The organism is Paractinoplanes lichenicola (assembly GCF_016785085.1).
GTDB classification, from domain to species: Bacteria; Actinomycetota; Actinomycetes; order Mycobacteriales; family Micromonosporaceae; genus Actinoplanes; species Actinoplanes lichenicola.
Window position 1 is genome coordinate 314,595 of sequence record NZ_JAENHO010000005.1, and the last position, 24,713, is coordinate 339,307.

26 protein-coding genes are annotated in these 24,713 nt (G+C 71.7%); 14 read left to right on the top strand and 12 right to left on the bottom strand.

The window, feature by feature from the left end; translation table 11 throughout:
* Window positions 1-7: 7 nt before the first annotated feature.
* From JKJ07_RS18920 to JKJ07_RS18940, 5 genes are all read right to left on the bottom strand, one after another.
* A complete protein-coding gene (locus tag JKJ07_RS18920) occupies window positions 8-556 on the bottom strand; it encodes a hypothetical protein (RefSeq protein ID WP_202992913.1) in 549 nt (182 codons plus the stop codon).
* The gene (locus tag JKJ07_RS18925; protein ID WP_202992914.1) at window positions 520-1,428 is read right to left on the bottom strand and encodes a serine/threonine dehydratase; all 909 of its coding nucleotides are present in this window, start codon (window positions 1,426-1,428) and stop codon (window positions 520-522) included. Before JKJ07_RS18925 ends, JKJ07_RS18920 begins: the two co-directional genes overlap by 37 nt.
* 11 nt (window positions 1,429-1,439) lie before the next feature.
* Window positions 1,440-2,498: a type I glyceraldehyde-3-phosphate dehydrogenase gene (locus JKJ07_RS18930; protein WP_202992915.1), complete on the bottom strand. Its 1,059-nt coding sequence runs from the start codon at window positions 2,496-2,498 to the stop codon at window positions 1,440-1,442.
* Window positions 2,499-2,822: 324 nt separating this feature from the next.
* A complete protein-coding gene (locus JKJ07_RS18935) occupies window positions 2,823-3,251 on the bottom strand; it encodes a MarR family winged helix-turn-helix transcriptional regulator (RefSeq protein WP_202992916.1) in 429 nt (142 codons plus the stop codon).
* Window positions 3,241-4,455, bottom strand: coding sequence for an MFS transporter (locus JKJ07_RS18940; RefSeq protein WP_202992917.1), 1,215 nt, complete (start codon window positions 4,453-4,455; stop codon window positions 3,241-3,243). Before JKJ07_RS18940 ends, JKJ07_RS18935 begins: the two co-directional genes overlap by 11 nt.
* Before the next feature lie 67 nt (window positions 4,456-4,522).
* On the opposite strand from JKJ07_RS18940, the gene JKJ07_RS18945 reads away from it, so the two are divergent.
* The 4 genes from JKJ07_RS18945 to JKJ07_RS18960 all read left to right on the top strand — a co-directional run bounded on the left by JKJ07_RS18945 (window position 4,523) and on the right by JKJ07_RS18960 (window position 7,884).
* On the top strand, window positions 4,523-5,413 hold the full coding sequence (locus JKJ07_RS18945; RefSeq protein ID WP_307834320.1) for a LysR family transcriptional regulator: 891 nt from the start codon (window positions 4,523-4,525) through the stop codon (window positions 5,411-5,413).
* A gap of 71 nt (window positions 5,414-5,484) precedes the next feature.
* Entirely contained in the window at window positions 5,485-6,615 is a 1,131-nt protein-coding gene (locus tag JKJ07_RS18950) for an ABC transporter permease (protein WP_307834321.1), read from the top strand.
* A gap of 33 nt (window positions 6,616-6,648) precedes the next feature.
* Window positions 6,649-7,251, top strand: a complete 603-nt coding sequence (locus JKJ07_RS18955) for a GTP cyclohydrolase II (RefSeq protein WP_202992919.1) — start codon at window positions 6,649-6,651, stop codon at window positions 7,249-7,251.
* A gap of 30 nt (window positions 7,252-7,281) precedes the next feature.
* Window positions 7,282-7,884, top strand: a complete 603-nt coding sequence (locus JKJ07_RS18960; RefSeq protein WP_202992920.1) for a M15 family metallopeptidase — start codon at window positions 7,282-7,284, stop codon at window positions 7,882-7,884.
* Here JKJ07_RS18960 and JKJ07_RS18965 read toward each other — a convergent pair.
* A complete protein-coding gene (locus tag JKJ07_RS18965) occupies window positions 7,881-8,678 on the bottom strand; it encodes a class I SAM-dependent methyltransferase (RefSeq protein ID WP_202992921.1) in 798 nt (265 codons plus the stop codon). The two genes, JKJ07_RS18960 and JKJ07_RS18965, sit on opposite strands and share 4 nt — an antisense overlap.
* Before the next feature lie 112 nt (window positions 8,679-8,790).
* Between JKJ07_RS18965 and JKJ07_RS18970 the strand changes: the two genes are divergently transcribed.
* Together JKJ07_RS18970 and JKJ07_RS18975 are read left to right on the top strand one after the other, a co-directional pair.
* Entirely contained in the window at window positions 8,791-9,813 is a 1,023-nt protein-coding gene (locus JKJ07_RS18970; RefSeq protein ID WP_202992922.1) for an aspartate-semialdehyde dehydrogenase, read from the top strand.
* Window positions 9,814-9,949: 136 nt separating this feature from the next.
* On the top strand, window positions 9,950-10,153 hold the full coding sequence (locus JKJ07_RS18975) for a hypothetical protein (RefSeq protein ID WP_202992923.1): 204 nt from the start codon (window positions 9,950-9,952) through the stop codon (window positions 10,151-10,153).
* A gap of 85 nt (window positions 10,154-10,238) precedes the next feature.
* Here JKJ07_RS18975 and JKJ07_RS18980 read toward each other — a convergent pair whose 3' ends face one another.
* Window positions 10,239-11,483, bottom strand: coding sequence for a hypothetical protein (locus tag JKJ07_RS18980; protein WP_202992924.1), 1,245 nt, complete (start codon window positions 11,481-11,483; stop codon window positions 10,239-10,241).
* On the opposite strand from JKJ07_RS18980, the gene JKJ07_RS18985 reads away from it, so the two are divergent.
* Window positions 11,413-12,639 (top strand): hypothetical protein, encoded by a 1,227-nt coding sequence (locus tag JKJ07_RS18985; protein WP_202992925.1) that lies wholly within the window; start codon window positions 11,413-11,415, stop codon window positions 12,637-12,639. The genes JKJ07_RS18980 and JKJ07_RS18985 overlap by 71 nt on opposite strands.
* Window positions 12,640-12,711: 72 nt before the next feature.
* The gene (locus JKJ07_RS18990) at window positions 12,712-14,127 is read left to right on the top strand and encodes an RNB domain-containing ribonuclease (protein WP_202992926.1); all 1,416 of its coding nucleotides are present in this window, start codon (window positions 12,712-12,714) and stop codon (window positions 14,125-14,127) included.
* On the opposite strand, the gene JKJ07_RS18995 is transcribed toward JKJ07_RS18990, so the two are convergent.
* Window positions 14,124-15,572, bottom strand: coding sequence for an RNA-guided endonuclease InsQ/TnpB family protein (locus tag JKJ07_RS18995; protein WP_202992927.1), 1,449 nt, complete (start codon window positions 15,570-15,572; stop codon window positions 14,124-14,126). The two genes, JKJ07_RS18990 and JKJ07_RS18995, sit on opposite strands and share 4 nt — an antisense overlap.
* A gap of 172 nt (window positions 15,573-15,744) precedes the next feature.
* A complete protein-coding gene (locus JKJ07_RS19000; protein WP_202992928.1) occupies window positions 15,745-16,164 on the bottom strand; it encodes a MarR family winged helix-turn-helix transcriptional regulator in 420 nt (139 codons plus the stop codon).
* A 77-nt stretch (window positions 16,165-16,241) separates the two neighbouring features.
* Here JKJ07_RS19000 and JKJ07_RS19005 point away from each other — a divergent pair, with 77 nt between their 5' ends.
* Complete coding sequence (locus JKJ07_RS19005) at window positions 16,242-17,234, top strand: quinone oxidoreductase family protein (RefSeq protein ID WP_236029323.1); 993 nt, start codon at window positions 16,242-16,244, stop codon at window positions 17,232-17,234.
* Here the strand turns inward: JKJ07_RS19005 and JKJ07_RS19010 are convergent.
* A complete protein-coding gene (locus JKJ07_RS19010; protein WP_202992930.1) occupies window positions 17,231-18,430 on the bottom strand; it encodes a hypothetical protein in 1,200 nt (399 codons plus the stop codon). The genes JKJ07_RS19005 and JKJ07_RS19010 overlap by 4 nt on opposite strands.
* A 172-nt stretch (window positions 18,431-18,602) precedes the next feature.
* Complete coding sequence (panB, locus tag JKJ07_RS19015) at window positions 18,603-19,433, bottom strand: 3-methyl-2-oxobutanoate hydroxymethyltransferase (RefSeq protein ID WP_202992931.1); 831 nt, start codon at window positions 19,431-19,433, stop codon at window positions 18,603-18,605.
* A 200-nt stretch (window positions 19,434-19,633) separates the two neighbouring features.
* Here panB and JKJ07_RS19020 point away from each other — a divergent pair, with 200 nt between their 5' ends.
* The 3 genes from JKJ07_RS19020 to JKJ07_RS19030 all read left to right on the top strand — a co-directional run bounded on the left by JKJ07_RS19020 (window position 19,634) and on the right by JKJ07_RS19030 (window position 22,227).
* Window positions 19,634-20,986 carry a glutamine synthetase family protein gene (locus JKJ07_RS19020; protein WP_202992932.1) on the top strand — a complete coding sequence of 451 codons (1,353 nt, stop codon included), beginning with the start codon at window positions 19,634-19,636 and terminating at the stop codon, window positions 20,984-20,986.
* 56 nt (window positions 20,987-21,042) lie between these two features.
* A complete protein-coding gene (locus tag JKJ07_RS19025) occupies window positions 21,043-21,468 on the top strand; it encodes a DUF350 domain-containing protein (RefSeq protein ID WP_202992933.1) in 426 nt (141 codons plus the stop codon).
* 312 nt (window positions 21,469-21,780) lie between these two features.
* Entirely contained in the window at window positions 21,781-22,227 is a 447-nt protein-coding gene (locus tag JKJ07_RS19030) for a GNAT family N-acetyltransferase (RefSeq protein WP_202992934.1), read from the top strand.
* 2 nt (window positions 22,228-22,229) lie between these two features.
* On the opposite strand, the gene JKJ07_RS19035 is transcribed toward JKJ07_RS19030, so the two are convergent.
* Window positions 22,230-23,090: an EamA family transporter gene (locus JKJ07_RS19035; RefSeq protein ID WP_236029324.1), complete on the bottom strand. Its 861-nt coding sequence runs from the start codon at window positions 23,088-23,090 to the stop codon at window positions 22,230-22,232.
* Between the two features lie 28 nt (window positions 23,091-23,118).
* On the opposite strand from JKJ07_RS19035, the gene JKJ07_RS19040 reads away from it, so the two are divergent.
* Both JKJ07_RS19040 and JKJ07_RS19045 read left to right on the top strand, forming a co-directional pair.
* Window positions 23,119-23,916, top strand: coding sequence for an alpha/beta fold hydrolase (locus JKJ07_RS19040; protein WP_202992935.1), 798 nt, complete (start codon window positions 23,119-23,121; stop codon window positions 23,914-23,916).
* Between the two features lie 10 nt (window positions 23,917-23,926).
* Window positions 23,927-24,712 carry a type 1 glutamine amidotransferase gene (locus JKJ07_RS19045; RefSeq protein ID WP_202992936.1) on the top strand — a complete coding sequence of 262 codons (786 nt, stop codon included), beginning with the start codon at window positions 23,927-23,929 and terminating at the stop codon, window positions 24,710-24,712.
* Window position 24,713: the final 1 nt, after the last annotated feature.

Consider the following 24,713-nt stretch of genomic DNA (forward strand, 5'->3'; position numbering starts at 1 on the left):
GCGACGATCATGACGGGTCGGGGAACGTCCAGCGCGTCGGGTCGAACTGGTCCTGGGTGGGGAAGGCGTAGGCCCGTACAGGGGTCAGCTCCCACACCTCGTACGGTGGCCCGCCCGACGTGGGGGCGCCGCCCTCGGCGTCCAGCTGGTCGCCGCGGACGACGGTGGGCCAGGAGAAGACCTCGCGCAGGGCGGCGGACGCGCGGGGCAGGTTCGAGGCAGCTGTTACCCGGCCCTCGACGACCAGGTGGAGGGTCTTCAAGTCGACGCTCAGGCTCACCGAAGGCTGCTGGGTGAAGAGGTGGGTCTTGGCAGCCGACTCCTTCGAGACGAAGAAGAACGAACCGTCGTCCCAGGCGGCGAAGATCGGGCGTACGTGTGGGGCCGCGCCCGAGTGGGTGACGCTGAGCCAGAACGGGCCCGCCTCGCCGTTTCGCAGCAGCTCGGCAGGCCACGAGGCCAGGGGCAGGGCGCCCGCCGCAAAACCGGGAGGCCGGGCGCCGTCCCGGAGGATCGGCTCTACGCGAGGTCGGACGGGTTCGTGTTCGCTCCGCATAGCAGCACTACTACCCGCTCGCCGGGGGCGGGAACGTAGGCGCCCGAGGTCAGGGCCGCGTAGGCCGCCGCCGTGCCGTGTTCGACTGCCTGGCGGTAGTCGTCCCACAGGCGGCGGCGGGCGTCGACGATGGCCTGGTCGTCGACGAGCACCGACGGGATGCCGGAGGCCATGTCGAAGGCGATCTGCCCGGCTCGGCGGGCGCCCAGCGAGTCGGCTGCCACGCCGGAGACGGGAACGTCGACCGGGGAGCCGGCCGCCAACGCGGCGTGCAGGGCGGAGGCGGAGGTCGGTTCGACGGCCACGATGCGGTGGGAGGAACCCAGGGCCGCGATGATCCCGGCGATCAGGCCACCGCCGCCGACGGCGACCATGACGGTGTCGAAGCCGCCGGGGATCTGGTCGAGCAGTTCCAGGCCGAGGGTGCCGTTGCCCGCCACCATGGCCGGGTCGTCGTAGGCGTGGCAGAAGTGCGCGCCCGTGGACGTCGCGTGCGCCACGGCCGCCTCGTAGGCCTCCGCGTACTCGTTGCCGATCTGCACCACGTGCGCGCCCAGCTTGCCGAGCTTGGCCACCTTGACCGCGGGCGCGTTGGCGGGGACGAAAACCTCCGCCCGTACGCCGAGTTCGCGCGCCGCGTAGGCCGCCGCGAGACCCGCGTTCCCGCCCGAGGCGGCGACGATGCCCGCGGCGGGCAGGTCACCCGCGGCCAGGATCTGGTTGACCATGCCCCGCGTCTTGAACGAGCCCGCGTGCTGCGTGTGCTCGAGCTTGAACCAGACCCCGCCGTCGCCCTGGAACACGGGCGTGCGCCGGACCCGGCCTTCGAGGCGGGAAACTGCCGCCCGTACGTCGTCGATCTGCACTCTCATCGAGAAGAACTCTAGGCGATGCTCCAGGACACCTGCCGCGACGTCACGGGCGTGCGTTCACCCACGAGCCGCGCGATGTCGAGTAATCGGTTCGAGAAGCCCCATTCGTTGTCGAACCACCCGCGCACCTTCACCCCGCCGTCCGCGGTCGTCTGCGTGCCGGACGGGTCGAACAGGCACGACGCCGGGTTGTTCTTCACGTCGATCGACACGGTCGGGTCGGGGTCGTAGGCCAGCACCCGCCGCAGCGAACCGGCCGCCGCCTCGGCCACGGCCCGGTTGACCTCCTCGACGCTGACCGGCCGGTCGGTCTGCCCGGACAGTTCGGCCAGCGACCCGATCGGGGTGGGCACGCAGTAGTAGCTGTAGCGCATCTCGCCGATCTCGGGCAGCGCCACCCGCACGAGGTCACCGACCACGTAGTTGTGCGGGATGATGCTCTCGCCGGTGGCCCGGCCCAGCCGCGGGTCGTCGCGCGAGGTGCCGCTGAACGTGTCCTGCGGCTTCTGCCAGCCCTGCGTGGCCAGCACGACCGACGTGTTCACGGCGCTCAGCCCGAACCGGTCGAGCAGCACCTTGGCCATCACGGTGAGCGCGTTCACACCGCACGAGCCGGGGGAGACGACGTCGTGGCGGTCCGGGTCGTACGTGGTGTGGTTGGCCCCGTACATGAGGAACGCGTCCGGCTCGTCGGCCGAGGCGCTGATCACGACCTTGCGCGCGCCGCCGTGGGTGATGTGGGTGCGGGCGGTCGTGCCGGCCCGGAACCGGCCGGTGGCCTCGATGACGACGTCGACCCCGGCGTCGGCCCACGGAATGCGTTCGGGCCGTTCATGGTGGAACGCGCGGATTGCATGGTCATTCACGACAAGGTGGTCGGCGCGGGCCGTGACGGTGCCCGGAAATGCGCCGCGAATGCTGTCCCGGCGCAGCCCGTAGGCCATTTTCTCGGTCGAGGCAAGGTCGTTTACGGCGCCAATGGATATTCCCGGATCTCCGGTCGCCGCGACTATCCGTGCGAGACTGCGGCCGATCCGCCCGAATCCGTTGATGCCGATCGTGACACTCATGGATGGCTCTCCTCGGCCGCTCTGACGGTGCTGTCGCAACACCGGAGGGGTGAACACCCGGAGTTACGCCCTCGACACTATGAGTCGTGCAACTTGCACGTCAACGCACGGCGTGTCACACCACAACCTTGATCCACACCGGACGCCGGGCATCCATGCTCGTCGTCATGCCCATCGACCTGCCGATCCTTCCGAATGGCTCTTCCGGCCGTCTGCGCCTTTCGGATGAGCGTTGCGCATTCCGGCCAGTCGATGTTCTTGCCAGACAATTCGGCTGCCGGGAATTTCAACCCGGACAGCCCTCGTACGGTATTCCGGAATCGATCAGTGGGTGGCAGCAATCACCCGTGTGAGTGCCGCGTGCAACGACTCCAGTTCCGCTATAGGCATGCCCAAGCGGGCCACGATCGCGGGCGGGATCTTCTCGGCCTCGGCCCGCAGCGCGCGGCCCCGCTCGGTCAGCGTCACGGCCAGGCTGCGCTCGTCGGCCGGGTCGCGCTGCCGGTCGACGTACCCGATCGTCTCGAGCCTCTTGAGCAGCGGCGAGAGCGTGCCCGGGTCGAGCTGGAGCAGACGGCTGAGCTCGCGCACCGAGAGCGGGGCGTGCTGCCAGAGCGCGAGCATCACCAGGTATTGCGGGTGGGTCAGGCCCATCGGCTCGAGCAGCGGGCGGTAGAGCCCCACCACGCTGCGCGAAGCCACCGACAGGGCGAAACACACCTGTCGTTCCAACTCGAGGGGGTCATCGGCCACGCCGCAAGCCTAGCGACGCGACACCGGCAAGGAGCGCCAGCATGATGCCGGTGAACCACAGGATCGAGGTGGTCGACGGGACATACCGGGTGGCCACGCCCAATCCCAGCACCGGCACGACCAGACCCGAGTACGCGATCAGGAACAGCCCGGCCAGGCTCTCGCCCCGCTGCGCGACGGGAGCGTTCACGGCGATCGTCCCGACCGCCGACTTGAACAGGATGCCCGCCCCGGCCCCGGCGATCGCCCCGCCGATCAGGAAGCCCGCCAGCGACGCCGTCTCCATGCCCGCGGTCAGCACGATCAGCCCGGTGGCCTGCGCGATCAGTCCGCCTACGAACCGGGCCCGCGGCGCGATCTTCCCGCTGACGGCCTGGCTGGCCGCGCCCGCGCCGAAGACCACGAAGACGGTCAGCCCGGCCAGCAGGCGGCTCGGGTGGTGCAGGGCGCCCGCCACGAAGCTCGGCGCCAGCGACGTGAACAGACCGAACACGGCGAAGGCGGCGAACGCGGAGACGACGGCGACGACCACGGCGACCCGGTCCCGCCCGGCGATGCGCACGCCCTGCGGCCGGTAGCGCGGGCGGGTGGCGGGCGCGTCCACCGTCTCGGGCGCGGCGGCGACGGCGACCACGCTCAGCGCCAGCAGGATCAGGAAGACCACGTACGGCGTACGCAGGGGAGTGGTCACGAACTGCGCGAGGGCCCCCGCGACCAGCGTGCCCGCGCCGAGCCCGCCCAGGTTGGCGGCCGACGAGACGACCTCGAAGCGCGTCCCGTCCGCCTCCGGCCGGTGCGCCTTGTGCAGTTCGAGCAGGTACGCCGTGGCGGTCGCGGTCAGCATGCCCACGCCCAGGCCGGTCAGGAACCGGGCCACGATCAGGCCGGGCAGCGCGGTCCACGTGAGGAACAGCACGCCGGCGAGGATCTCCAGCGCGAGGGAGGCGTACAGGATGCGGCGGCGGCCGGTCCAGTCCGAGATGTGCCCGGCCAGCACCAGGCTGGTGATCACGCCGAGGGCGTACATCGCGAAGACGACCGTCACCGTGAACGCGGAGAAGCCGTCCGTGCGCTGGTAGAGCGGGTAGAGCGGGGTCGGCACGGTGGAGAAGGCGAGCGCGACGAGATAGACGGCGGCGATCAGCCAGAAGCCCCGGCCGTGGCGCTGCGAGACCGGCGCCGGTCGCTCCAACAAAAGGGTCATGCCCAGAGATTGCGCCGCCACCAGCATCATCGCCAACGATGATCAATGCTGACTAGGATCACGAATCGTGCTGGAACTGCGTCACTTCGAATACTTCGTGGCCGTCGCCGAGGAGCGGAGCTTCACCCGGGCCGCGGCCCGCCTGCACGTCGTGCAGTCCGGGGTGTCGGCCGTGATCAAGTCGCTCGAGCACGAGCTGGGCTCGCGCCTGCTCGAGCGCACGTCGAAGCGGGTCGAGCTGACCGACGCGGGCGTCGCCCTGCTGCCCCGGGCCCGGGCGGCGATCGACGCCGTACGGGAGGCCCGGGACGCCGTCGACGAGGTGCGCGGGGGCCTGCGGGGCACGGTCCGGATCGGCACGATGATCTCGGTCCCGCTGATCGACGTGCCGGCCCTGCTGGGCGCGTTCCACCGGGTGCACCCGCACGTCGGGCTGCGGCTGAGCGTCTCGCCGCGCGGCTCGGTCGGGCTGCTGGACGGGATCGCCGACGGCTCGCTCGACGTGGCGTTCGTCTCGGCGCCCGGCCGCCCGCCGCCCGGCCTGCGGGTGCGGCAGATCGAGTCCCGGCGTCTCGACTTGGTGCTGCCCGCGGGGCACCGGCTGGCCGGCCCGGCCGAGGTGCGGATCCCCGACCTGGCCGGCGAGGCGTTCGTCGACTTCCCGGCCGGCTTCGGCAACCGGACGGTCGTCGACCGGGCGTTCGCCGCGGCCGGGGTGCAACGGCACGTGGCGATCGAGGTGACCGACATCGCGAGCGGCGCGAGCTTCGTACGGGAAGGTCTGGGGGTGGCCATTCTGCCGCTGTTCGCGGTGCCGGAGGACCGGCGGGGACTCGTGCTCAAGAACGTCGCCGGCGCCGACCTGGACTGGCCGATCGGGGTCGCGGTCTCGGCCCTGCGCAGGCCCAGCGCCGCGGCTCGGGCGCTTCTGGCGCTCATCGACGAGAAGGTCGGTTAGCCCGAAACGCTCTCATGATTGCCATTCGTCCGTAAAACTTTCACATATCGGACCGAATGGGGGGAGCGGCGGTGGCTGAGGTTCAACCGGCCGAGTCGGTGCTGCAGTTCCGGCGGTTCGCGCTGGCCGTCTGCGTGATCGGCGTGCTCGTGCAGCTCGGGCTGACCGCCTACTACCTCGGCATGGGGCACAAGGCGCAGCCGCATCACGTGCCGGTCGGGCTGGTGTCGCCGGCCGCCGAGCGCACCCAGGTGGCCGGCCTGCTCACCGAGAAGGGCTATTTCAAGGTCACCGACTACGCCACCGCGGACGACCTCGAGATCGCGATCAAGCGGCGCGACGTGTACGGCGGCGTCGACATCACCGGCACCCGGCCCCACCTGTACGTGGCCTCGGCCGCCGGACCCGCCGCGGCGGCGCTGCTGCGCACCACGTTCACGTCGGTCGTGCAGCAGCAGACCGCGGCCGAGCTGACCAAGCTGGCGAGTGAGGGCGACCGCATCCCGGTCTCGCAGGCCCAGCAGCTCAACTCCCCGCCGCCGATCACCGACGTGGTGCCGCTGCCCGACGACGACGTCAACGGCGTCTCGCTCGGCTTCCTGACCCAGGCGCTCGCGCTCGGCGGCACGATCGCGTCGATGGGCCTGGGCCGCCTGATTCCCCGTACGCGCAGGTCCTGGCGCCGCGGCATCGCGCACGTGAGCATCCTGGCCGTCTACGCCGTCGGCTCGGCCGCCGCGGTGCTGTGGTCGATGGGCTGGTTCGGCGTGGGGGTCACCGCCGACCGCAGCGAGATGCTCGGGATCTTCTCGCTGATCTCGCTGGCCATCACCGCCTCCACGGCCGGCGCGGTGGCCCTGTTCGGCCCGGCCGGCGCGCTGATCGGCGCCATGTATTTCACGCTGGGCACGGTGATCTCGGGCGCCAGCATCCTGCCCGAGTTCCTGCCCGCGTTCGGCCGGCACCTCGGGGCCAACCTGCCGACCGGCGCCGGCGTGCAGGCCGTGCGCGACAACCTGTACTTCCCGGCGGCCGACATCCAGGGCCACCTGATCGTGCTCTCGCTCTATGCGGGCCTCGGCGCGATCGTCGTGCTGGTCACGAACATGCTGCCCAACCGCCGCAACCAGACCTCCGAGGTCGACCTCGACCTGGCCCACCGGCTCGAGGGTTCGGAACGACGGGAGGCGGTGAAACTCTGAGGTCGCGGCCCGGCCCTGCCGATCATCAGGGGCATGCCCGTACGCACCCGAGTCACCGTCCCGCTGCGCTACGCCGACGGCTACGAGACCGTCGCCGGGATGGTCACCTTCGACGGACTCTCCGACGGCAAGGAGCATTTGGCGCTCGCGCTCGGCACGCCCGGTGAGTTCCCCCTCGTACGCATGCATTCCGAGTGCCTGACCGGCGACGTGTTCGGATCGCAGCGCTGCGACTGCGGCCCCCAGCTGCGCGAGTCCGTCGAGCGGATCGCCGAGCACGGCGGCTATCTGCTCTATCTGCGGCAGGAGGGGCGTGGCATCGGGCTCTACAACAAGCTCGACACCTACACGCTGCAGGACGCCGGGCTCGACACCTATCAGGCCAACCGCGCGCTCGGCCACGGTGACGACCAGCGCGACTACTCGGCCGCCGCGCAGATGCTGACCGCGCTCGGGGCCACCACGATCGACCTGCTGACCAACAATCCGGACAAGGTCGCCCAGCTCCGCCGGAACCACATCGCCGTACGGGAGGTCGTGCCCACCGCCGTGCACGCGTCCCCGGCCAACCGGCGCTATCTCGAAGCCAAGGTCGCGCACACCGGTCACACCATTTCGCTCCCGGTGGCCCACTAAGGTTTCGGCGCGGGTGCCGAACAGGAGTTCGTGGGGATTGAGCGGATCAACTCGCGAATCGCGGACATCCAGAGCCGGATGATCGCGATGCAGACGCAACAGGCGGGCCGTAACGTGCAGGCCCAGCAGACCAAGTCGGCCTCGGGCGCCGAGGGCGGCAGCTTCGCGAACGCCCTGGAGAACGCCGTCGCGCAGACGTCGACCGCCGGCAAGTCCTACACCCTCAACAGCAAGGGCATCCCGACCGAGCTCGCCGCCTACGGCAACGGCAAGATCCCGGCCAACGCGCTCGAACAGGTCGGCAACACCCGGCACAAGCTGTGGGCGCCGGCCGCCGAGGGGCTGAACCGGATGATCAACGACGCCAAGCGCGAGGGTGTCACCATCGGCATCACCGACTCGTACCGCCCGTACGAGGAACAGGTCGATCTCGCCCGCCGCAAGGGGCTCTACTCCCAGGGCGGGCTGGCGGCCAAGCCCGGCACCAGCGAGCACGGCTGGGGCATGGCCACCGACCTCGACCTGAACAGCAAGGCGCAGACCTGGATGCGGGCCAACGCCGAGAAGTACGGCTTCTCCGAGAACGTGCCGCGCGAGCCGTGGCACTGGGAGTTCAAGCCGCCGACCGCCTAAACCCTTGCCACGATCTCGCCGTGCAGCAATGACATCCAGCCGTCGGGGTGGGCGGCCCAGTCGCGCCAGGCCTGCGAGATGCGGGTGAGGTCGTCGCGGGTGGCCGCGCCGGTGCGCTCGGCGGTGGCCGCCATGTCCGACTTCAGGATGCGGTCGGCCCACATGCCGCCCCACCACTCGCGGTCGGCCGGCGTCGCGAAGCACCACGTGCTCGAGGTGGCCGCCACGTCGGTCAGGCCGGCCGCGTGGGCCCAGGCCAGCAGATGCCGCGCCGCGTCGGGCTCGCCGCCGTTGCCGCGCGCCACCCTTTCGTAGAGCGCGAGCCACTCGTCCAGCTCGGGCAGACGCGGATACCAGGCAAAAGCCGCATAATCCGAGTCCCGTACGCCGATCAGGCCGCCCGGCTTGGTCACCCGGCGCATCTCGCGCAGGGCCGCCACCGGGTCGCCGAGATGCTGCAGCACCTGATGGGCGTGCACGACGTCGAACGTGTCGTCGGGGAAGTCGAGCCGTTGCACGTCGCCGACCGCGAAGTCGACGTTGGTCAGACCGCGCCGGGCGATCTCGGCCCGCGCCAGGTCGAGCGCGCCCTCGGTCACTTCCAGCGCGGTGACCCGGGCCGGGGTGACGAGGCTCGCGAAGTCGGCCGTGATCGTGCCGGGGCCGCAACCGACGTCGAGCACCGCCACACCGGAGGAAAGATGCGGCAGCAGGTACGCCGCCGAATTCTCTGCGGTGCGCCAGCGGTGTGAGCGCAAGACCGATTCGTGATGACCATGCGTGTACGTCGCCATGCTCAGCAACGTACGCCCGCTGTCCTTGCATGTGGGACAAAAATCCCGGCATGTGAAACGCAGTCGGTTAACTGATTTCTCCGTACGCAGTTCAGGCCGTACTTTTGTCGCCATGAGGATCGGCATTGTGGGCGCGACGGGGCAGGTGGGCAGCGTCATGCGGCGCATCCTGGCCGAGCGCGAATTCCCGGTAGGACAGCTCCGTCTCTTCGCCTCCGCTCGCAGCGCGGGCCGCACGCTGCCGTGGGGCCCGGGCGAGGTGACCGTCGAGGACGCGGCGACCGCCGACTACAGCGGTCTCGACATCGTCCTGTTCTCGGCCGGCGGGGCCAGCTCCAAGGAGCTCGCGCCGCGGGTCGCCGAGGCCGGCGCCGTGGTCATCGACAACTCGTCCGCCTGGCGCATGGACCCCGAGGTCCCGCTGGTGGTGAGCGAGGTCAACCCCGACGCCGCGCGCAACCGCCCCAAGGGCATCATCGCCAACCCGAACTGCACGACCATGGCCGCGATGCCGGTGCTGCGCCCGCTGCACGACGAGGCCGGGCTGGTCGCGCTGGTCGCCACCACCTATCAGGCCGTCTCCGGGGCCGGGCTGGCCGGCGTGAGCGAGCTCGACGAGCAGGTGAAGAAGGTCGCCGACCGCGCCACCGAGCTCACCCACGACGGTTCGGCCGTCGAGTTCCCGGCCCCGCGCTCGTTCGCCAAGCCGATCGCGTTCAACGTGCTGCCGCTGGCCGGCAAGATCGTCGACGACGGCCGCGACGAGACCGACGAGGAGCAGAAGCTCCGCAACGAGAGCCGCAAAATCCTCGATATCCCGGAGCTGCTCGTCTCGGGCACCTGCGTGCGCGTCCCGGTCTTCACCGGCCACTCGCTGCAGATCAACGCCCGCTTCGCCCGGCCGCTTGGGGTTGCGCGGGTGCGCGAGCTGCTGGCCGGCGCGCCCGGCGTCGAATTGTCCGACGTGCCGACTCCGCTCGAGGCGGCCGGTCGCGACGCGTCGTACGTGGGCCGCATCCGCGCCGACGAGACGGTGGAGAACGGCATCGCGCTCTTCGTCTCGAACGACAACCTGCGCAAGGGCGCCGCGCTCAACGCCGTGCAGGTCGCCGAGCTGGTTGCCGCATCGCTCTAGTTCCGTAGCGCAAAACCGCCCTGGTCACACGGCCGGGGCGGTTTTTGTTGTCCGCGCCTCATCCTCCAATGTGGAAATCTAGGACTTTTTGCCCGAATCGGTGGCGGATGGTCGGTTTGAGGTGCAGAGTGATTGCATGAGCGACAGTGGGCCCGGCGGAGGCTACTTCTGGTGCCTTCGCCATCATCGGGTCGAGACCGGCGACGACGTGTGTCCCGCCCAATATCGACTCGGCCCCTACGCCACGGCCGACGAAGCCACGCATGCTCTCGAGACTGTCGAGAAGCGCAACGCCGAGTGGGATGCCGAGGATGCTCGTTGGAACGGGGAGGCCCGCTGACGCCGGCGCCGGCCCCCTGAGTCCGCGCACCACCACCGATCGTTGCAGTCTCCGGGCGGAGACGAGCCCGCACTGACTCGCGCAGTCATTCGCAAGGAGGAACACCCCAGATGGCCGCTGCCAAAAAGGCCCCCAGTCTTGCCTCTAGAGCGGACAAAAACCGCATTTCGCGTACGCCGGCTCGTGAGCCCACGAAGCCGGCCGCTCCGCGTTCCGGCGCCGGGCGGGGGACCTCGGTGGCGGGCCGATCAGTGGCCGCTCGCGCCGCGGCTCCGGCCAAGACGGTGACCGCTCGCGCCGCGGCTCCGGCCAAGACGGTGACCGCTCGCGCCGCGGCTCCGGCCAAGACGGTGGCCGCTAAGACGACGGGCGCGAAGGCTGCTGCCGTGAAGACCGCCTCCGCGAAGACCGCCTCCGCGAAGACCGCCTTTGCGAGGACTGCCGCCGCGAAGACGACGAGTGCGAAGGCCGTGGCCGGGAAGGCTGTGGGCGCTAAGTCTTCGGCGGTTGCCAAGTCTCCGGCGGGCGCGCGGGCGGCGGTGGCGAAGGCGGCGAGCGCGACCGCTGCGGGCCGGAAGACGGCGACCGCCGCCAAGCCAGTTGGTGCGAAGGCCGCGGCTGCGAAGACCGCGACGGCGAAGGGTGTGGCGTCGGCGAAGAGCGCGGCGGCGAAGACGGGTGCTGTGAAGAGTGCGGCTGCTGCGAAGGCTGCGGCGGCTAAGACGGGTGCGGCCAAGACCGCGGGTGCGAAGACCGCGGGTTTGAAGACAGGGGCGGCCAAGGCTGCGACTGTGAAGACGACGGGTGTCAAGACCGCGCCGAAGCAGCGGGCTGCGGCGGGGGCGAAGCAGGGTCCGTCCACGATGGGCTCGCGTGCGGGCCGGGCCGGGCGTGCGGACAAGGAGACCACCGTGACTGCTGCGGCGGCGGTGAAGGCGGCCTCGGCCGTCAAGAAGGCTACGACGTCCACCGCCCGTAAGGCGGCGGCGAGCAGTGCGGGCAAGTCGACCGGGGTGGCCAGGGTTCCGGCCAGCCGCACCGGTTCCACCAAGACGGCGGCTACCAAGGCTGGGGCGATGACGACAGCGAGCAAGACGACCGCGGCCAAGGCCGCTAAGACAACGGCGAAGAAGTCCGCACCGAAGCGGACGGCGGCGGCGAGCTCGGCCGCGCCGAAGCGGACGGCGACCGCGACCGTGGGCAAGAAGACGGCCGCGGCGACCAGCACGACGGCGAAGAAGTCGGCGACGAGCGCGACCGTGGCCAAGAAGACCACCGCCGCCAAGAAGACGGCGGCGGCGAGCAGCGCGACGGCGAAGAAGTCGGCCACGAGCGCGACGGCGGCCAAGAAGACGGCGGCGGCGTCGAGCACGGCGGCCAAGAAGACCACGGCCAAGGCGACGGCGGCGAAGAAGACGGCGGCCAAGGCCACCTCGACGCGGCCGGCGAGCAAGACGGCGGCCAAGAAGGCGCCCGCGACCAAGGCGGCCAAGGCGACGACCGCGGCCAAGGCGGCCACGTCGGCGGGCTCGGCCGCGGCCCGGAACGCCACGGCCTCGGCGAACAAGGCCGCGGCGGGCAGCGCGCGGACCGGCTACAACCGCAGTGCGACGGCCGCGGCCAACCGCGCCGCCGCGGGCAGTGCCAAGACCGGAGCCGAGCGGGGCGCCGCGGCGGCCGCGAACCGGGCCGCCGCCACCGCCAACCGGGCCGCGGCGACCGCGGCCAAGTCGGGCGCGAAGTCGGCGGCCGCGGCCCGCAAGGCGACCGCGACCAAGGCCGGCCCGGCGGCCAAGAAGACCGCCGCCAAGAAGACGGCGACGAAGGCGACGGCCGGCAAGGCAACCGCGGCCAAGGCAACCGCGACCAAGGCGACGGCCACCAAGGCGACGGCGGCCAAGAGCACGGTGGCGAAGAAGGCGGCCACGGTCAAGAAGGCCGCTCCGGCCAAGACGGCCACCAAGAGCACTGCCGTGAAGAAGACGGCGGCCAAGAAGGCGCCGGCGACCGCGATGAAGAAGGCGGCTCCGGCGGCGAAGAAGACGGCCGCCAAGAAGGCGCCGGCCAAGAAGGCTCCCGCGGCCAGGACGGCCCCGGCCACGAAGGCCGCCGGCGCCCGCAAGGCGACGGCACCGCGTACGGCTGGGGAAGGGGCTGCCGCCAAGGCCACGCCCCGCTCGCCGGTGGCCAAGGTGGCCGGCCTGAGCCCGGTGATGGCCCGCGGCGGCAACAAGCCCGCGGCGACGCCGGCGGACAAGCGCAGCGCCACCAACGAGGCCGGCGCGACCCGCAACCGGGCCGCCCGCTCGGCCAACACGCCGCGCGCGGCCGCGACCGCGAAGAACTCGGCGACCAACCGGGCCCGGGTCTCCAAGGCGGCCAGCGCGGCCGCCGCCCGGCAGGCCGCGCTCGGCAACACCCCGGCCGCCGATATGATGGACGCGCCCGCCTCGACGGCCCGCAAGGCCGCCGCGCGCCGGCGCTGACAACCGCACGAAAGAGGGCCGCGCCTGCCGGGCGCGGCCCTTCGTCGTACGGGGAACTGGTAGGAATGACCCGTGCCGATCAGACGGGTGTGGGCGCCGCGCATCGACTTCGACGCGCTGCGGCGGGAACTCAGGCTGCCGGGCGACTTCCCGGCCGACGCGCTGGCCGAGGCCGAACGGGCCGCCGCGGCGCCGCCACCACCGGCCGCCGACCGTACGGACGTGCCGTTCGTGACGATCGACCCGGCCACGTCGAAGGATCTCGACCAGGCCATGCACCTGAGCCGGCGCCCCGGCGGCGGCTATCGGGTGCGCTACGCGATCGCCGACGTCGCCTCCTACGTGCGGCCGGGCGGCCCGCTCGAGGCCGAGACGTGGGTCCGCGGCCAGACGATCTACCTCCCCGACGGGCGGATCCCGCTGCACCCGGCGGTGCTCAGCGAGGACGCGGTGAGCCTGTTCCCCGACGTCGACCGGTCGGCCGTGCTGTGGACGATCGACCTCGACGCCGACGGCGCGACCACCTCGATCGCCCTCGAACGGGCGCGGGTGCGCAGCCGGGCCAAGCTCAACTACGAGGCCGTGCAGCAGCAGGTCGACGCGGGCAACGCCCCCGAGCCGCTGGCGCTGCTGACCGAGCTGGGCACGCTGCTGGCCCGGCGGGCGGTCGACCGGGGCGCGGTCAACCTGCCGCTGCCCGAGCAGGAGGTCGAGCCGCACGACGGCGGGTGGCGGCTGGTGCTGCGGGCGCCGCTGGCCGTCGAGGAGCACAACGCGCAGATCTCGCTGCTCACCGGCATGGCCGCGGCCGAGCTGATGCTGGGCGCGAAGGTCGGGCTGCTGCGCACGATGCCGCCGCCCAAGCCCGAGGCGATCGTCAAGCTGCAGGCGGCCGCGAAGTCGCTGGGCGTGCTGTGGCCGTCCGGGGCCCCGGTCGGCACGGTGGTCGCGTCGGTCGACCCGGGCACCCCGCGCGGCGCGGCCTTCCTCGACCAGGCGGCCGACCTGCTGCGCGGCGCGGCCTACACGCCGTTCGACGGCACGCTGCCCGAGCAGACCGGGCACGGCGGCGTCGGCGCGCCGTACGCGCACGTCACTGCCCCGCTGCGGCGGCTGGCCGACCGCTACGCGACGGAGGTCTGCCTGGCCGTCGCGGCGGGGGAGACGATCCCCGAGTGGGCACGGGCCGCGCTGCCCCGGCTGCCCAAGGCGATGTCCGAGTCGGACCGGCTGGCCGGCGCGGCCAACCGGGGAGCGATCGACCTGGCCGAGGCCGTGCTGCTGGAGCATCGGGTGGGCGAGCTGTTCGAGGCGGGCGTGGTCGACCTGGACGACCCGTCGAAGGGGCGGCCGCCGGGCGGCACGGTCGCGATCGACGAGCCGGCCGTGCGGGCGCGCTGTTCGGGGGCCTTGTCGCTGGGCGTACGGATGCAGGCTCGCCTGGTCGTCGCCGACCCGGCCAAGCGGAAGGTGCAGTTCGAGGCCTAGTGCGGTGTCCACGAACGTTGACCGGGTTGGGTCCGGTGGTGTTGTGGATCCTCGTTCACGGGTGTGAGCGAGCGACTCCCCACCAGAGCTGGTGGGGCGGGCCTGCGCCGGCCAAGGGACCCTGATGCTGCCGGCCGGGGTGGCCGGCGGCGTGGGTCACGCCGTGCCGGGCCGGCACCGGGCAGGTGTCGTCCGGCTCGACGGTGCGTGACCACCCCGGAACACGGTTGTGCGGGGGTGGTGGGGGCGCCGCCCGGGGTGCGGGTGGCGATGGTGAACGCCGCGGCGAGGTCGCGATGCCCGGCGAACGTGCAGTGTGGGCAGGTCATGGTCCTGCCGCGGGGTTTGCTGATCTTCTGGTGGCAGGCGGGGCAGGTCGATGAGGTGCCGCGTTCGTCGACCAGATGGACGCGGATCCCGGCCAGGGCGGCTTTGTCCTGCAGGATGTGCAGGGTGCGGCCGAGTTGCCATTGCCGTAGCCGCAGGTTGTGCCGCCGCCCGGCGGGTTTGTTCAGGACCCCGCGCGGGTCACCGACGGTCAGGACGCCGATCCGCTGCTCGACGGCCCAGCTGATCAGGGTAGTGGTGGCTTCGTGCAGGGCCTGGCCCGTGCGGCGGCGGTGCCGGGCTTCGACCAGCCGGGCCCGGCGCCGCATCTTGCGCCACCGCCGTGACCCCTTCTGCCCTTTCTTGGGGGCATGCCCGGCGGTCGCGCGGCGTCGGTGTTTGGTGTCGGCCAGGTGCATGCGGTGTTCGGCCCGGATGGCTCGTCCGGAGATCAGCAGGCCGGTGCCGTCGGCCGGGTTGGCGGCCGCGTAGGGATGGATGATCCCGAGGTCTACCCCGGCCACCCGGCCGGGGTCGGGTCCGGTGCCGGGCGGATAGGTGGCGACCGGGAGTTCGGCGGTGACATCCAGCCATAACCGGCCGGCGTCGAACAGCAGGGTGACCGAGCGTACGGTGCCGGGCGGGTAGGGCACGCTGCGGTCCAGGCGGACCAGCACCGGCGGGCAGCCCCGCGCGGCGGGGAGGCGTACCTGCCGCCCGGACACCGTGAATGTGCCGTGGTACCAGCGGATCGGCATCAGGGCCCGCCGGCGTCGCGGGTAGCGGACCTCGTGGTGGCCGGCTTTACGGCGGGCGGCAGCGGAAAACCAGGCGTCGGAGTATCGGCGTAGCACCGACCGTGCCCCGGTGCTGTCCAACTCACCGAACGTGCCCGGCCCGGACGCCGCCAACAACCCGCACAGCTCCGGGAAACCGGCGACCGGTTTGTCACCGCGCCTGCGGTGCCAGGTGTTGATCTCCAGGATGCATGCCCACACGTCACCGCCCGCCCGCAGCAACCCGAAGCAGCGTTGCCGTTGAGCGCGGGTCAGTCGCAGGCCGATCCGGGCGGTGCGGTGCACGACCGGGCCGGTGGCAACGTTGCGACGTCTAGGCATACGACCATCGTGTCACACGACCACTGAACACGCGACCACCAGAAAACCCGGCGAACATTGGTAGTCACCGCACTAGCGGTTCCGCCGGCGCAGGCTAGCAACCCAGCCTCCTAGGACGCCTTCGGTCGGGCGGTCGGTCGCGAGATGCGGCCTCCAGCGGCGATTGCGGCGGTCACGGGATGCGGCTTGCGGTGATCACGCGGTTGGCCAGGGCGGTCAGCGTGCGGCGGTCGTCGGGCGGCAGGGTGGCGGTGAGGGCCGCTATGTGTTCGGCGAACTCGGCTGCGCCCTGAGCGGCCAGGCGGCGGCCCTCGTCGGTGATCGACACGAGGGTCACCCGGCGGTCGGCGGCGGTCGGCACCCGGGTGACCAGGCCCCGGCGCTGCGCGCGGTCGACCAGGCCGCTGATCGAGGACTTGTCGAGGCCCAGGTGACGGCCCAGGTCCTGCATCGTCGGCTCGTGGTCGCGGAGGATGCCGAGCATGCGCGTCTGGATCAGCGACAGGTCGTGCCGCCCGGCGATCTCGGCCAGCGCGTTCTGCACCAGGAACGAGAGCTGAGCGAGCGCGTCCACCAGATCGTCGTCAATCACAGGGGGATCCTATCCGAGACGGTTCGTGGTACAAACTAATTAGTACGTGCCACGAACCAATGTCCGGGGAGGACGTCATGAAGATCCATGCCGCGGTGGTGAGCTCGTTCGACCGGCCGCCCGCGTACGAGCCGTTCGAGCTGCCGGCGCCCGATGCTGGTCAGGCGCTCGTCGACGTATTGGCCGTCGGGCTGCACCCGCGGGTGCGCAGCGGGGCGTCGGGGCGGCACTACACGAGCACGGGTGAGCTGCCGATGGTGCCGGGCGTCGACGGGGTCGGGCGGCTCGAGGACGGCCGGACGGTCTACTTCGTCGCCGACGACGAGCTGGTGGGCCCGCTGGCCACCCGTACGGTGATCGACACCCGCCGCTGCGTCGAGCTGCCCGCCGGGGCCGACCCGGTGCGGATCGCCGCGGCCATGAACCCGGCGATGTCGTCCTGGGTCGCCCTGCGCCGCCGGGTGCCGCTGCGGCCGGGGCAGTCGGTGCTGGTGCTGGGTGCGGGCGGCAACGCGGGCGCGATGGCGATGCGGGTCGCCTCGCTGCTCGGTGCGGGCCGGGTCGTCGGCGCGGCCCGCCACCCGCACAGCGAGATCGCGGCACAGGCCGGCACGGCTCGTTGCTCGGACGGCGAGATCGCGGCACCAGCCGGCGCTGCTTCCGGCTCGGCCGCTGAGGTTGTGTCGCTCGCTGACGTGGGGGAGGTGGCGGCCGACGTTGATGTGGTGCTCGATTACTTGTGGGGTGCTCCGGCGGCGGAGGCGATGATGGCCGTCCTGCGGGCCCGGGCGGATCGCGGCCGGGAGCTCAACTGGGTGCAGATCGGCTCGGTGGCCGGCCCGACGATCGAGTTGCCGTCGGTGGCGTTGCGGTCGGCCAACTTCCGGCTGCAGGGCAACGGGCAGGGCGCGGTGTCGGCGCGGGCCTATCTGGCCGAGTTGCCGGCCCTGATCGACGAGATCGTGGCGGGCCGGTTGTCGCTGCGGACCCGCACGGCGCCGCTGGCCGACGTCGAGCGGGTCTGGGTGGCGGCCGAGGAGCCCGGCGTGCGAACCGTGCTGGTGCCTTAGCTCCGGGGATGGCCCATGGTCACCGGGTCGGGGCCGCCCAGGGCCGCCGAGACGAGGTCGGCCAGCTTCCACATGGCCTGATCATTGTCTTCGGAAGCCTTCCAGCACAGGAAGTTGACGACCCCGTCCCAGTCGCGGGCGTTCAGCGTGATCGGCACCGGGGTGGCCGGTGTCTTGGCGGCCTTCGCGGCGGTGTCGATCGTGGCTCGGGCGGCCGTGTCGTCCTCGGTGCTTCCGTACGCGGCCAGAACCTGCCGCCACTCGGCCGCGGTCAGGGTGGCCTGGTAGTCGCGGTTCTCGCCCAGGCCCAGGTCGTCCGGGGTCTTCTCGGGGATCGTGAACTCGCACCAGGGCGACCAGCCGGCCGCCCCGATCATCGGTGGCGTGCCCCGCACCCGCCAGCGGTAGGACTCGCCGTGCTTCAGCGCCTTGTGCCGGAACAGCTCGAGGGTCGCCTGCAGCGGGGCGCCGTAGTCCCCGGCCACCTGCAGGTCGTCGGCGGTGCGGCCGTAGACGCCGGTGAGCTGGAACGTGGACTCGACGCGGTGCAGCCCGGAGGTCGCCGTGAAGGAGGCCGACAGGGTGGGGCGCACAGTGTCCAGGACGGGCCGCTCCGAACCGGCCACGCAGACGCGGCCGTCGGTGCTCATCCCGGTGGGCAGGGCCGCGCCGGCGTAGCGGGGGTCGTTCGGGTCGGCCGACGGCTCGTCGTACAGCCGGTCCAGGCCCGCCGTCTCGTAGCCGCAGATCATGCTGTCGGTCAGGTTGAGCTGCTCGGCGATCACGGCCTGGCAGTCGGCCAGCGACAGGGGAGTCGGCAACGACCCCGCCGAGGGGCCGGAGGCGGGCGGATGCGGGCTCGCGGCGACCGCCGAGCGCGGGGCGGAGTCGCGGTTGGCGGGCTTGGTCACGATCACCGTGAGGATGCACAGCAGGACGACGATGCCGCCGCCGACGGCCATCCGGACCAGCTTCCCCGACGGACCCTCGGCCCGCGGGCGAGCCGGGGACAGGCCTGCGGCGGGAGTGCCGGTCGGGGACGTGCCTGCTGCGGAAAGTGGGGCGGGAGTGACGGCCGGGACGGCAGGCGCCGGTGCCGGACCCCGAGGGCGGCGCGGGGCGAGCCGGCGGCCCAGCAGGATCCCGGCGACGGCGGCGGCCAGGACCATCCACCCGGTGCGGCGTGACGAGGTCACACCTGTCCTATCGGCGGCGCGGCCCGGGGTTTTAGGGACGCCACCACTCACTCAGGTCGCCCGGGTGGGCTTCGCGTTCTGGACGCGTCAGCGGCCAGCGAAGCCCGCCCGGGTCCCCGCGGGAGCGACGGTCCGTCACCCACCACCCCGCTGGGACAGCTGGATCTTGATCTTAGAAAGTGTGCTCCGCGGAGGGGAACTCGCCGCCGCGCACCTCGGCCGCGAACTGCTGCGTGGCCTGCGAGAGCGCACCCGCGAGGTCGGCGTACTGCTTGACGAAGCGGGGCGTGCGACCAGTCCGCAGACCGGCCATGTCTTGCCAGACCAGCACCTGGGCATCCGTGTCGGGGCCGGCGCCGATGCCCACGGTCGGGATCTCGAGCTCCTTGGTGATCGTCTTGGCCACCTCGCCCGGCACCATCTCGAGCACCACGGCGAACGCGCCCGCCTCGGCCACCGCGCGGGCATCCGCCAGCACCTCGGCGCCCTGGTTGTCGCGGCCCTGCACGCGGTAGCCGCCGATGGTGTGCTCGCTCTGCGGCGTGAAGCCGACGTGGCCCATGACCGGGATGCCCGCGCCGACCAGCGCCTCGACCTGAGCGGCGACGCGACGGCCGCCCTCGAGCTTGACGGCGTGGGCGCCGCCCTCCTTCATGAACCGGACGGCCGTGCGCAGCGCCTGCGTCGGGCCCTCCTCGTAGCTGCCGAAGGGCAGGTCGGCCACGATCAGCGCGGTCTTGGTGGCCCGGACGACGGCGCGGACCAGCGGGATCAGCTCGTCGACGGTGATCGGCAGGGTGGTCTCGTGGCCGAAGACGTTGTTGGCGGCCGAGTCGCCGACCAGCAGCACGGGCACGCCGTTCTGGTCGAAGATCGAGGCCGTGTACTGGTCGTAGGAGGTCAGCATCGGCCAGCGGTCGCCGCGGCTCTTGGCGGCGATGAGGTCGCGGGTGCGTACCCGGCGGGTGGGCGGGCCACCGTACAGGGTGGGGATCTCCGACATCGTGCGCTCCTTCCCTCGAGGCCGCGTGGATGCGGTCCCCGGGTGCGGATTCGATCGTCGCACCCGGGCCGGCGCCGCGGTCAGGGGCGAGTGGAGGTTTTCACACCCCAGGCCGTCGTAGGGGGGTGGTGCCAGCGTAATCTCGGCGTAATTGGGCCGGGGAAGACTGGCTTGTCAAGTCATCACTACTAGGGGTGAACGTGGACCGACAGCAGGAGTTCGTGCTTCGTACTCTGGAGGAGCGCGACATCCGTTTTGTCCGGCTCTGGTTCACCGATGTGCTGGGCACGCTCAAGAGCGTCTCCGTGGCCCCGGCCGAGCTCGAGTCCGCCTTCGAGGAGGGCATGGGCATCGACGGCTCGGCGATCGAGGGCTTCGCCCGGGTCTACGAGTCGGACATGGTCGCCATGCCCGACCCGACGACGTTCCAGGTCTTCCCGTTCGAGGGTGGCGCCAGCGGCGAGAGCGCCCGCATGTTCTGCGACATCCTGCTGCCCGACGGCAGTGCCGCGTGGGCCGACCCGCGTCACGTGCTGCGCCGCATGCTGGCCAAGGCGGCCGAGAAGGGCTTCACCTTCTACACCCACCCCGAGGTCGAGTTCTTCCTAGTGCAGGACGGCCCGCTCGACGGCTCGGTGCCGGTCCCGGTCGACAACGGCGGCTACTTCGACCACACCACCCACTCGATCGCCCGCGACTTCCGCCGCCAGGCCGTGCTCGCGCTCGAGCGGATCGGCATCTCGGTCGAGTTCAGCCACCACGAGGTCGCCCCCGGCCAGCAGGAGATCGACCTGCGCTACGCCGACGCGCTGACCACTGCCGACAACATCATGACGTTCCGGCACGTGGTCAAGGAGGTCGCGCTCTCGCAGAACGTGCGGGCCACGTTCATGCCGAAGCCGTACACCGACCAGCCCGGCAGCGGCATGCACACGCACCTCTCGCTGATGGAGGGCGAGCGGAACGCGTTCTACGACGCCGACGACCCGCAGAAGCTGTCCAAGACCGCGCGCTCGTTCATCGCCGGCCTGCTCGTGCACGCGCGGGAATACACCGCCGTCACGAACCAGTACGTGAACTCGTACAAGCGGCTCTTCCCGCTGCAGCTGCCCAACGTCGTGACCGAGTCGCCCGCGTTCGTCAGCTGGGGCCACCTCAACCGCTCGGCGCTGGTGCGCGTGCCCGCGTTCGGCAAGCCCAGCTCGGCCCGCGTCGAGGTCCGCTCGATCGACTCCGCGACCAACCCCTACCTGGCCTTCGCCGTGCTGCTGGGCGCGGGCCTCAAGGGCATCGAGGAGGGCTACGAGCTGCCCCCGGGCGCCGAGGACGACGTGTGGTCGCTCTCCCCGGCCGAGCGCAAGGCGGCCGGCTACGAGGCGCTCCCGGAAAACTTGTCCGAGGCGATCGACGTGATGAGCAAGTCGGAGCTGATCGCCGAGGTGCTCGGTGAGCACGTTTTCGACTTCTTCCTGCGCAACAAAACGGCCGAATGGGAGCAGTACCGGCGCGAGGTGACGCCGTACGAGAGGCAGCGTTACCTGGGCGCGCTGTAAAGACGTAGACCTGGTCTTGTACGGTCTCTCTGACGTCGCGCGACAAGGGAGAGACCGTGCTGGAAGATCTGCTCGAGGGCGCTGGCCGCAGCCTCGTTTTCGGAATCGTCGGCATCGGGCTGATGGCGGTGGGCTACGTCCTCGTCGACCTGCTCACGCCGGGCAAGCTGCGCGACCTGATCTTCGTGGAGCGCAACCCCAACGCGTCGCTGCTGCTGGCGTCCAACCAGCTCGGCATCGCCGCCATCGTGTTCACGGCGATCTTCACGTCGTACGACTCGTTCGGCCAGGGCCTGGCGTCGACCGTGCTGTTCGGCATCATCGGCATCGGCATCATGGGGCTGGCGTTCCTGGTGCTCGACTGGATGACCCCCGGCAAGCTGGGCGAGGTCATCTGCACCCCGGAACGCCACGGCGGCGCCCTGGTCAGCTCGGCCTCCCACTTCGGGGCGGCTCTTATCGTGTGCGCCTGCATCTCCTGATCAAGTTCAAGATCCAGAGGTCCCGGCGGGGTGGTGGGTGACGGACCGTCGCTCCCGCGGGGACCCGGCCGAGCTTCGCTGGCCGCTGGCGCGTCCAGAACGCGAAGCCCGGCCGGGCGACGTGCGTGAGTGGTGACGCCCCATTCGCGCAGGTAGCACCCCACAGAGGCCCACCCGACCGGGGGACCCCCGCCCTGCCGCCATTCTATCGAGCGGGCCCGATCTTGGGTGGGGTGAGAGCGGGCGCCTGTGGATAACTCCGCGCCTGTGGATAACCGAAGCGGATCTTCCGGGCTGGGGCACAATGGCGCGATGTCCATCGATCACGGGGTAGAGCTGGTGCCGGTCACGGCGCAGAACTGGCGGGACTGCGCCGGCCTGAGCGTGCACCCCGAGCAGCAGCGTTTCGTCAACGAAGTCAGCTACTACCTCTGCCTGTGCAACTACGGCGACACGTGGCATCCGCTGGCGGCGGTCAAGGGCGGCGAGATCGTCGGGTTTGCCATGTGGGGGATCGACGACGACCGCAGCGCCTGGATCGGTGGGCTCGTCGTCGACGCCAAGCACCAGCGGCAGGGGATCGGCCACGCCATCGTGCGCACCTTGCGGGAACGGCTGATCGCCGAGCCGGGCACACCCAACGTGGCGCTCAGCTACGCCGCCGACAACACCGCGGCCAGGCATCTCTATCGGACGCTGGGCTTCCACGAGACGGGCGAGACCGAGGACACGGAGCTGGTGGCCCGCTGGACCCCGTGAACTCAGCGCCGAGGGCGGGCGGCGGGCTCGGATCCGGCTGCCGCGTGCGATGCCGTGGCCCCGGCGCTGGCCAGGGTGACCAGGGTCAGGGCGGCGAGCGAGATCGAGGTCAGGTGCTGGTCGAGGACGAGCAGGCCGGCGATCGCCGCCGCGGCCGGGTTCAGGCTGGCCAGGATGCCGAAGACGCGGGTGGGGATCCGGCGCAGGGCGAGCAGCTCCAGGACGTACGGGAAGATGGTCTGGAGCAGCGCGACCGAGCCCGCGCCGAGCAGCAGGGCCGGGTCGCTGACGACGGCGCTCGCCCCGGTGGCGCCGAAGGGCAGGGCCACCAGCGTCGCCACCGTGAGCGAGACCGGCAGGCCGCCGACGCCGGGCACCAGGCCGCCCACGCGCGCGGTCAGCAGGATGTAGCCCGCGCCGCACGCGCCGGCCAGCGCGGCCAGCCCGAGACCGCCCAGCGGCACCGACGGGCCGGGATGCCACCACAGCAGGGCCACGCCGGCCCCGGCCAGCAGCGCCCACAGCAGGTCGAGCAGGCGGCGGGTCTGCACCAGCGCGACCGTCAGCGGGCCCAGAAAAGACACGGTGACGACCACCCCGAGCGGCACCGTGCGCATGGCCAGCGCGGAGAGCAGATTGAGCCCGGCCACCGAGACACCGAGCAGGCAGGCCGCCCGCCAGGCCGCACGGGGCCACGAGCGCAGGCGCGGGCGCACCAGCAGAGCCAGCACCAATGCCGAGATGCCCACCCGCAGCAGCACGACGCCGGTGGCGCCGAGGTCGTCGAACAGGGTGCGGCCGACCGCCGAGCCGAACTGGATCGAGACGACCGAGACGAGCATGAGCAGGGGCGCGGCGTTCATGTCGTACCCCCGGTCTAGTTTCCCTGCCGTGGACGGTATCGAGCAGATCAACGGGGTCAACCTCTTCGTACGCCGTTTCGGTGATCCCACTTCGCCGATGCTGGTGGTGATCCACGGTGGACCGCCCTGGGATCACTCCTATCTGCTGCCCGTGGCCGAGCTGGCCGACGTCGCCCACGTCGTGTTCTTCGACCTGCGCGGGGCCGGCCGCTCCGACCACGACGTGCCGCTGCAGCCCGACCTGATCGCCGACGACGTGGCCGCCCTGATCCGGCGGTTCGGCGCGACCAGGGCCGATGTGCTCGGCTTCTCGTACGGGGGCGGGGTCGCCATGCGGCTCGTCGAGCAGCACCCGTCGGTGGTGGGCCGGCTGATCCTGGCCGCCACAACGGCGTATGGCGACTTCGAGCCCGAGATCCCGCCCGAGCGCGCCGCCCTGTGCCGCGAGGTGCCGCCGGGCGACGGCGCGCGGGCCATGGCCGAGGCCGCCCTGCCCGTCACGATCTGGCGGCTCGACCGGGCCGCCGAGTGGCGCGCGATCCTGGCCGGCATCCGGTTCTCCCGCGCGTGGGACAAGCCCTATGCGGAGGGCACGCTGAAACCGGCCCGCCCGCCCGACGCGCCCGGGGTGCTGCGGCGCTGGGGCGGCGAGGTGCTCATCCTGCACGGCGAGCGCGAGATGACGTTCCCGCCGTCGGTCGCCCGCCGCCTGCACGCCGAGGTGCCCGGCAGCCGGCTCGAGCTGATCCCCGAGGCCGCCCACATGGCACATTTCGACAACCCGTCGGCCTGGCTCGCCGCCGTACGGGAATTCCTGAGGGGCTAGATTCGTGACTGTGGCGACTGCACTAGTCATCGAGAACGATCCGACCGACGATCTGCGCCGGCTGGGCGAGTGGCTGACCGAGGCGGGGCTGGAGCTGACCGTGCTGCGGCCGCACGCCGGCGACGAGCTCCCCGAGACCCTCGACGACTATCTCGCGCTCGTCGTGCTGGGCGGCGACCAAAATGCTTATTCCGACGCCGAGGGCGTGCCCGGGGCGCCGTGGTTCCCGGCGCTCGAGGGGCTGCTGCGCAAGGCGGTGCGTCACCGGGTGCCCACGCTCGGCGTCTGTCTCGGCGGTCAGCTGCTGGCGAGCGCCCACGGCGGCCTGGTCGAGCGCAGCACCAGCGGCCCCGAGATCGGCCCCGGCCTGGTCGGCAAGCGCGACGCGGCCGACACCGACCCGCTGTTCAAGTGGGTGCCGCTGCTGCCCGACGTCGTCCAGTGGCACCGCGACGAGATCACCGAGCTGCCGTTGCAGGCGGTGCTGCTGGCCGCCTCCAGCCGCTATCCGCATCAGGCCTTCCGTCTGGGTGACCGGGCCTGGGGCCTGCAGTTCCACATCGAGTGCGACGCCGCGATGATCGAGCAGTGGGCCGCGAGCGACCGGGCCACGATCGACGAGCTCGGTTACGACGCCGAGGCGGTCGTCTTCGCCACCGCCGACGTGCTGCCCGACGTCGAGGAGGTGTGGCAGCCGTTCGCCGCCCGCTTCGCCTCGCTCGCCCTGGGCACCCTGCCCGACGCCGACATACCCGCCCCCGGCACCGGCCGCACCCTTCCGCTGCTGGGCCAGTGAG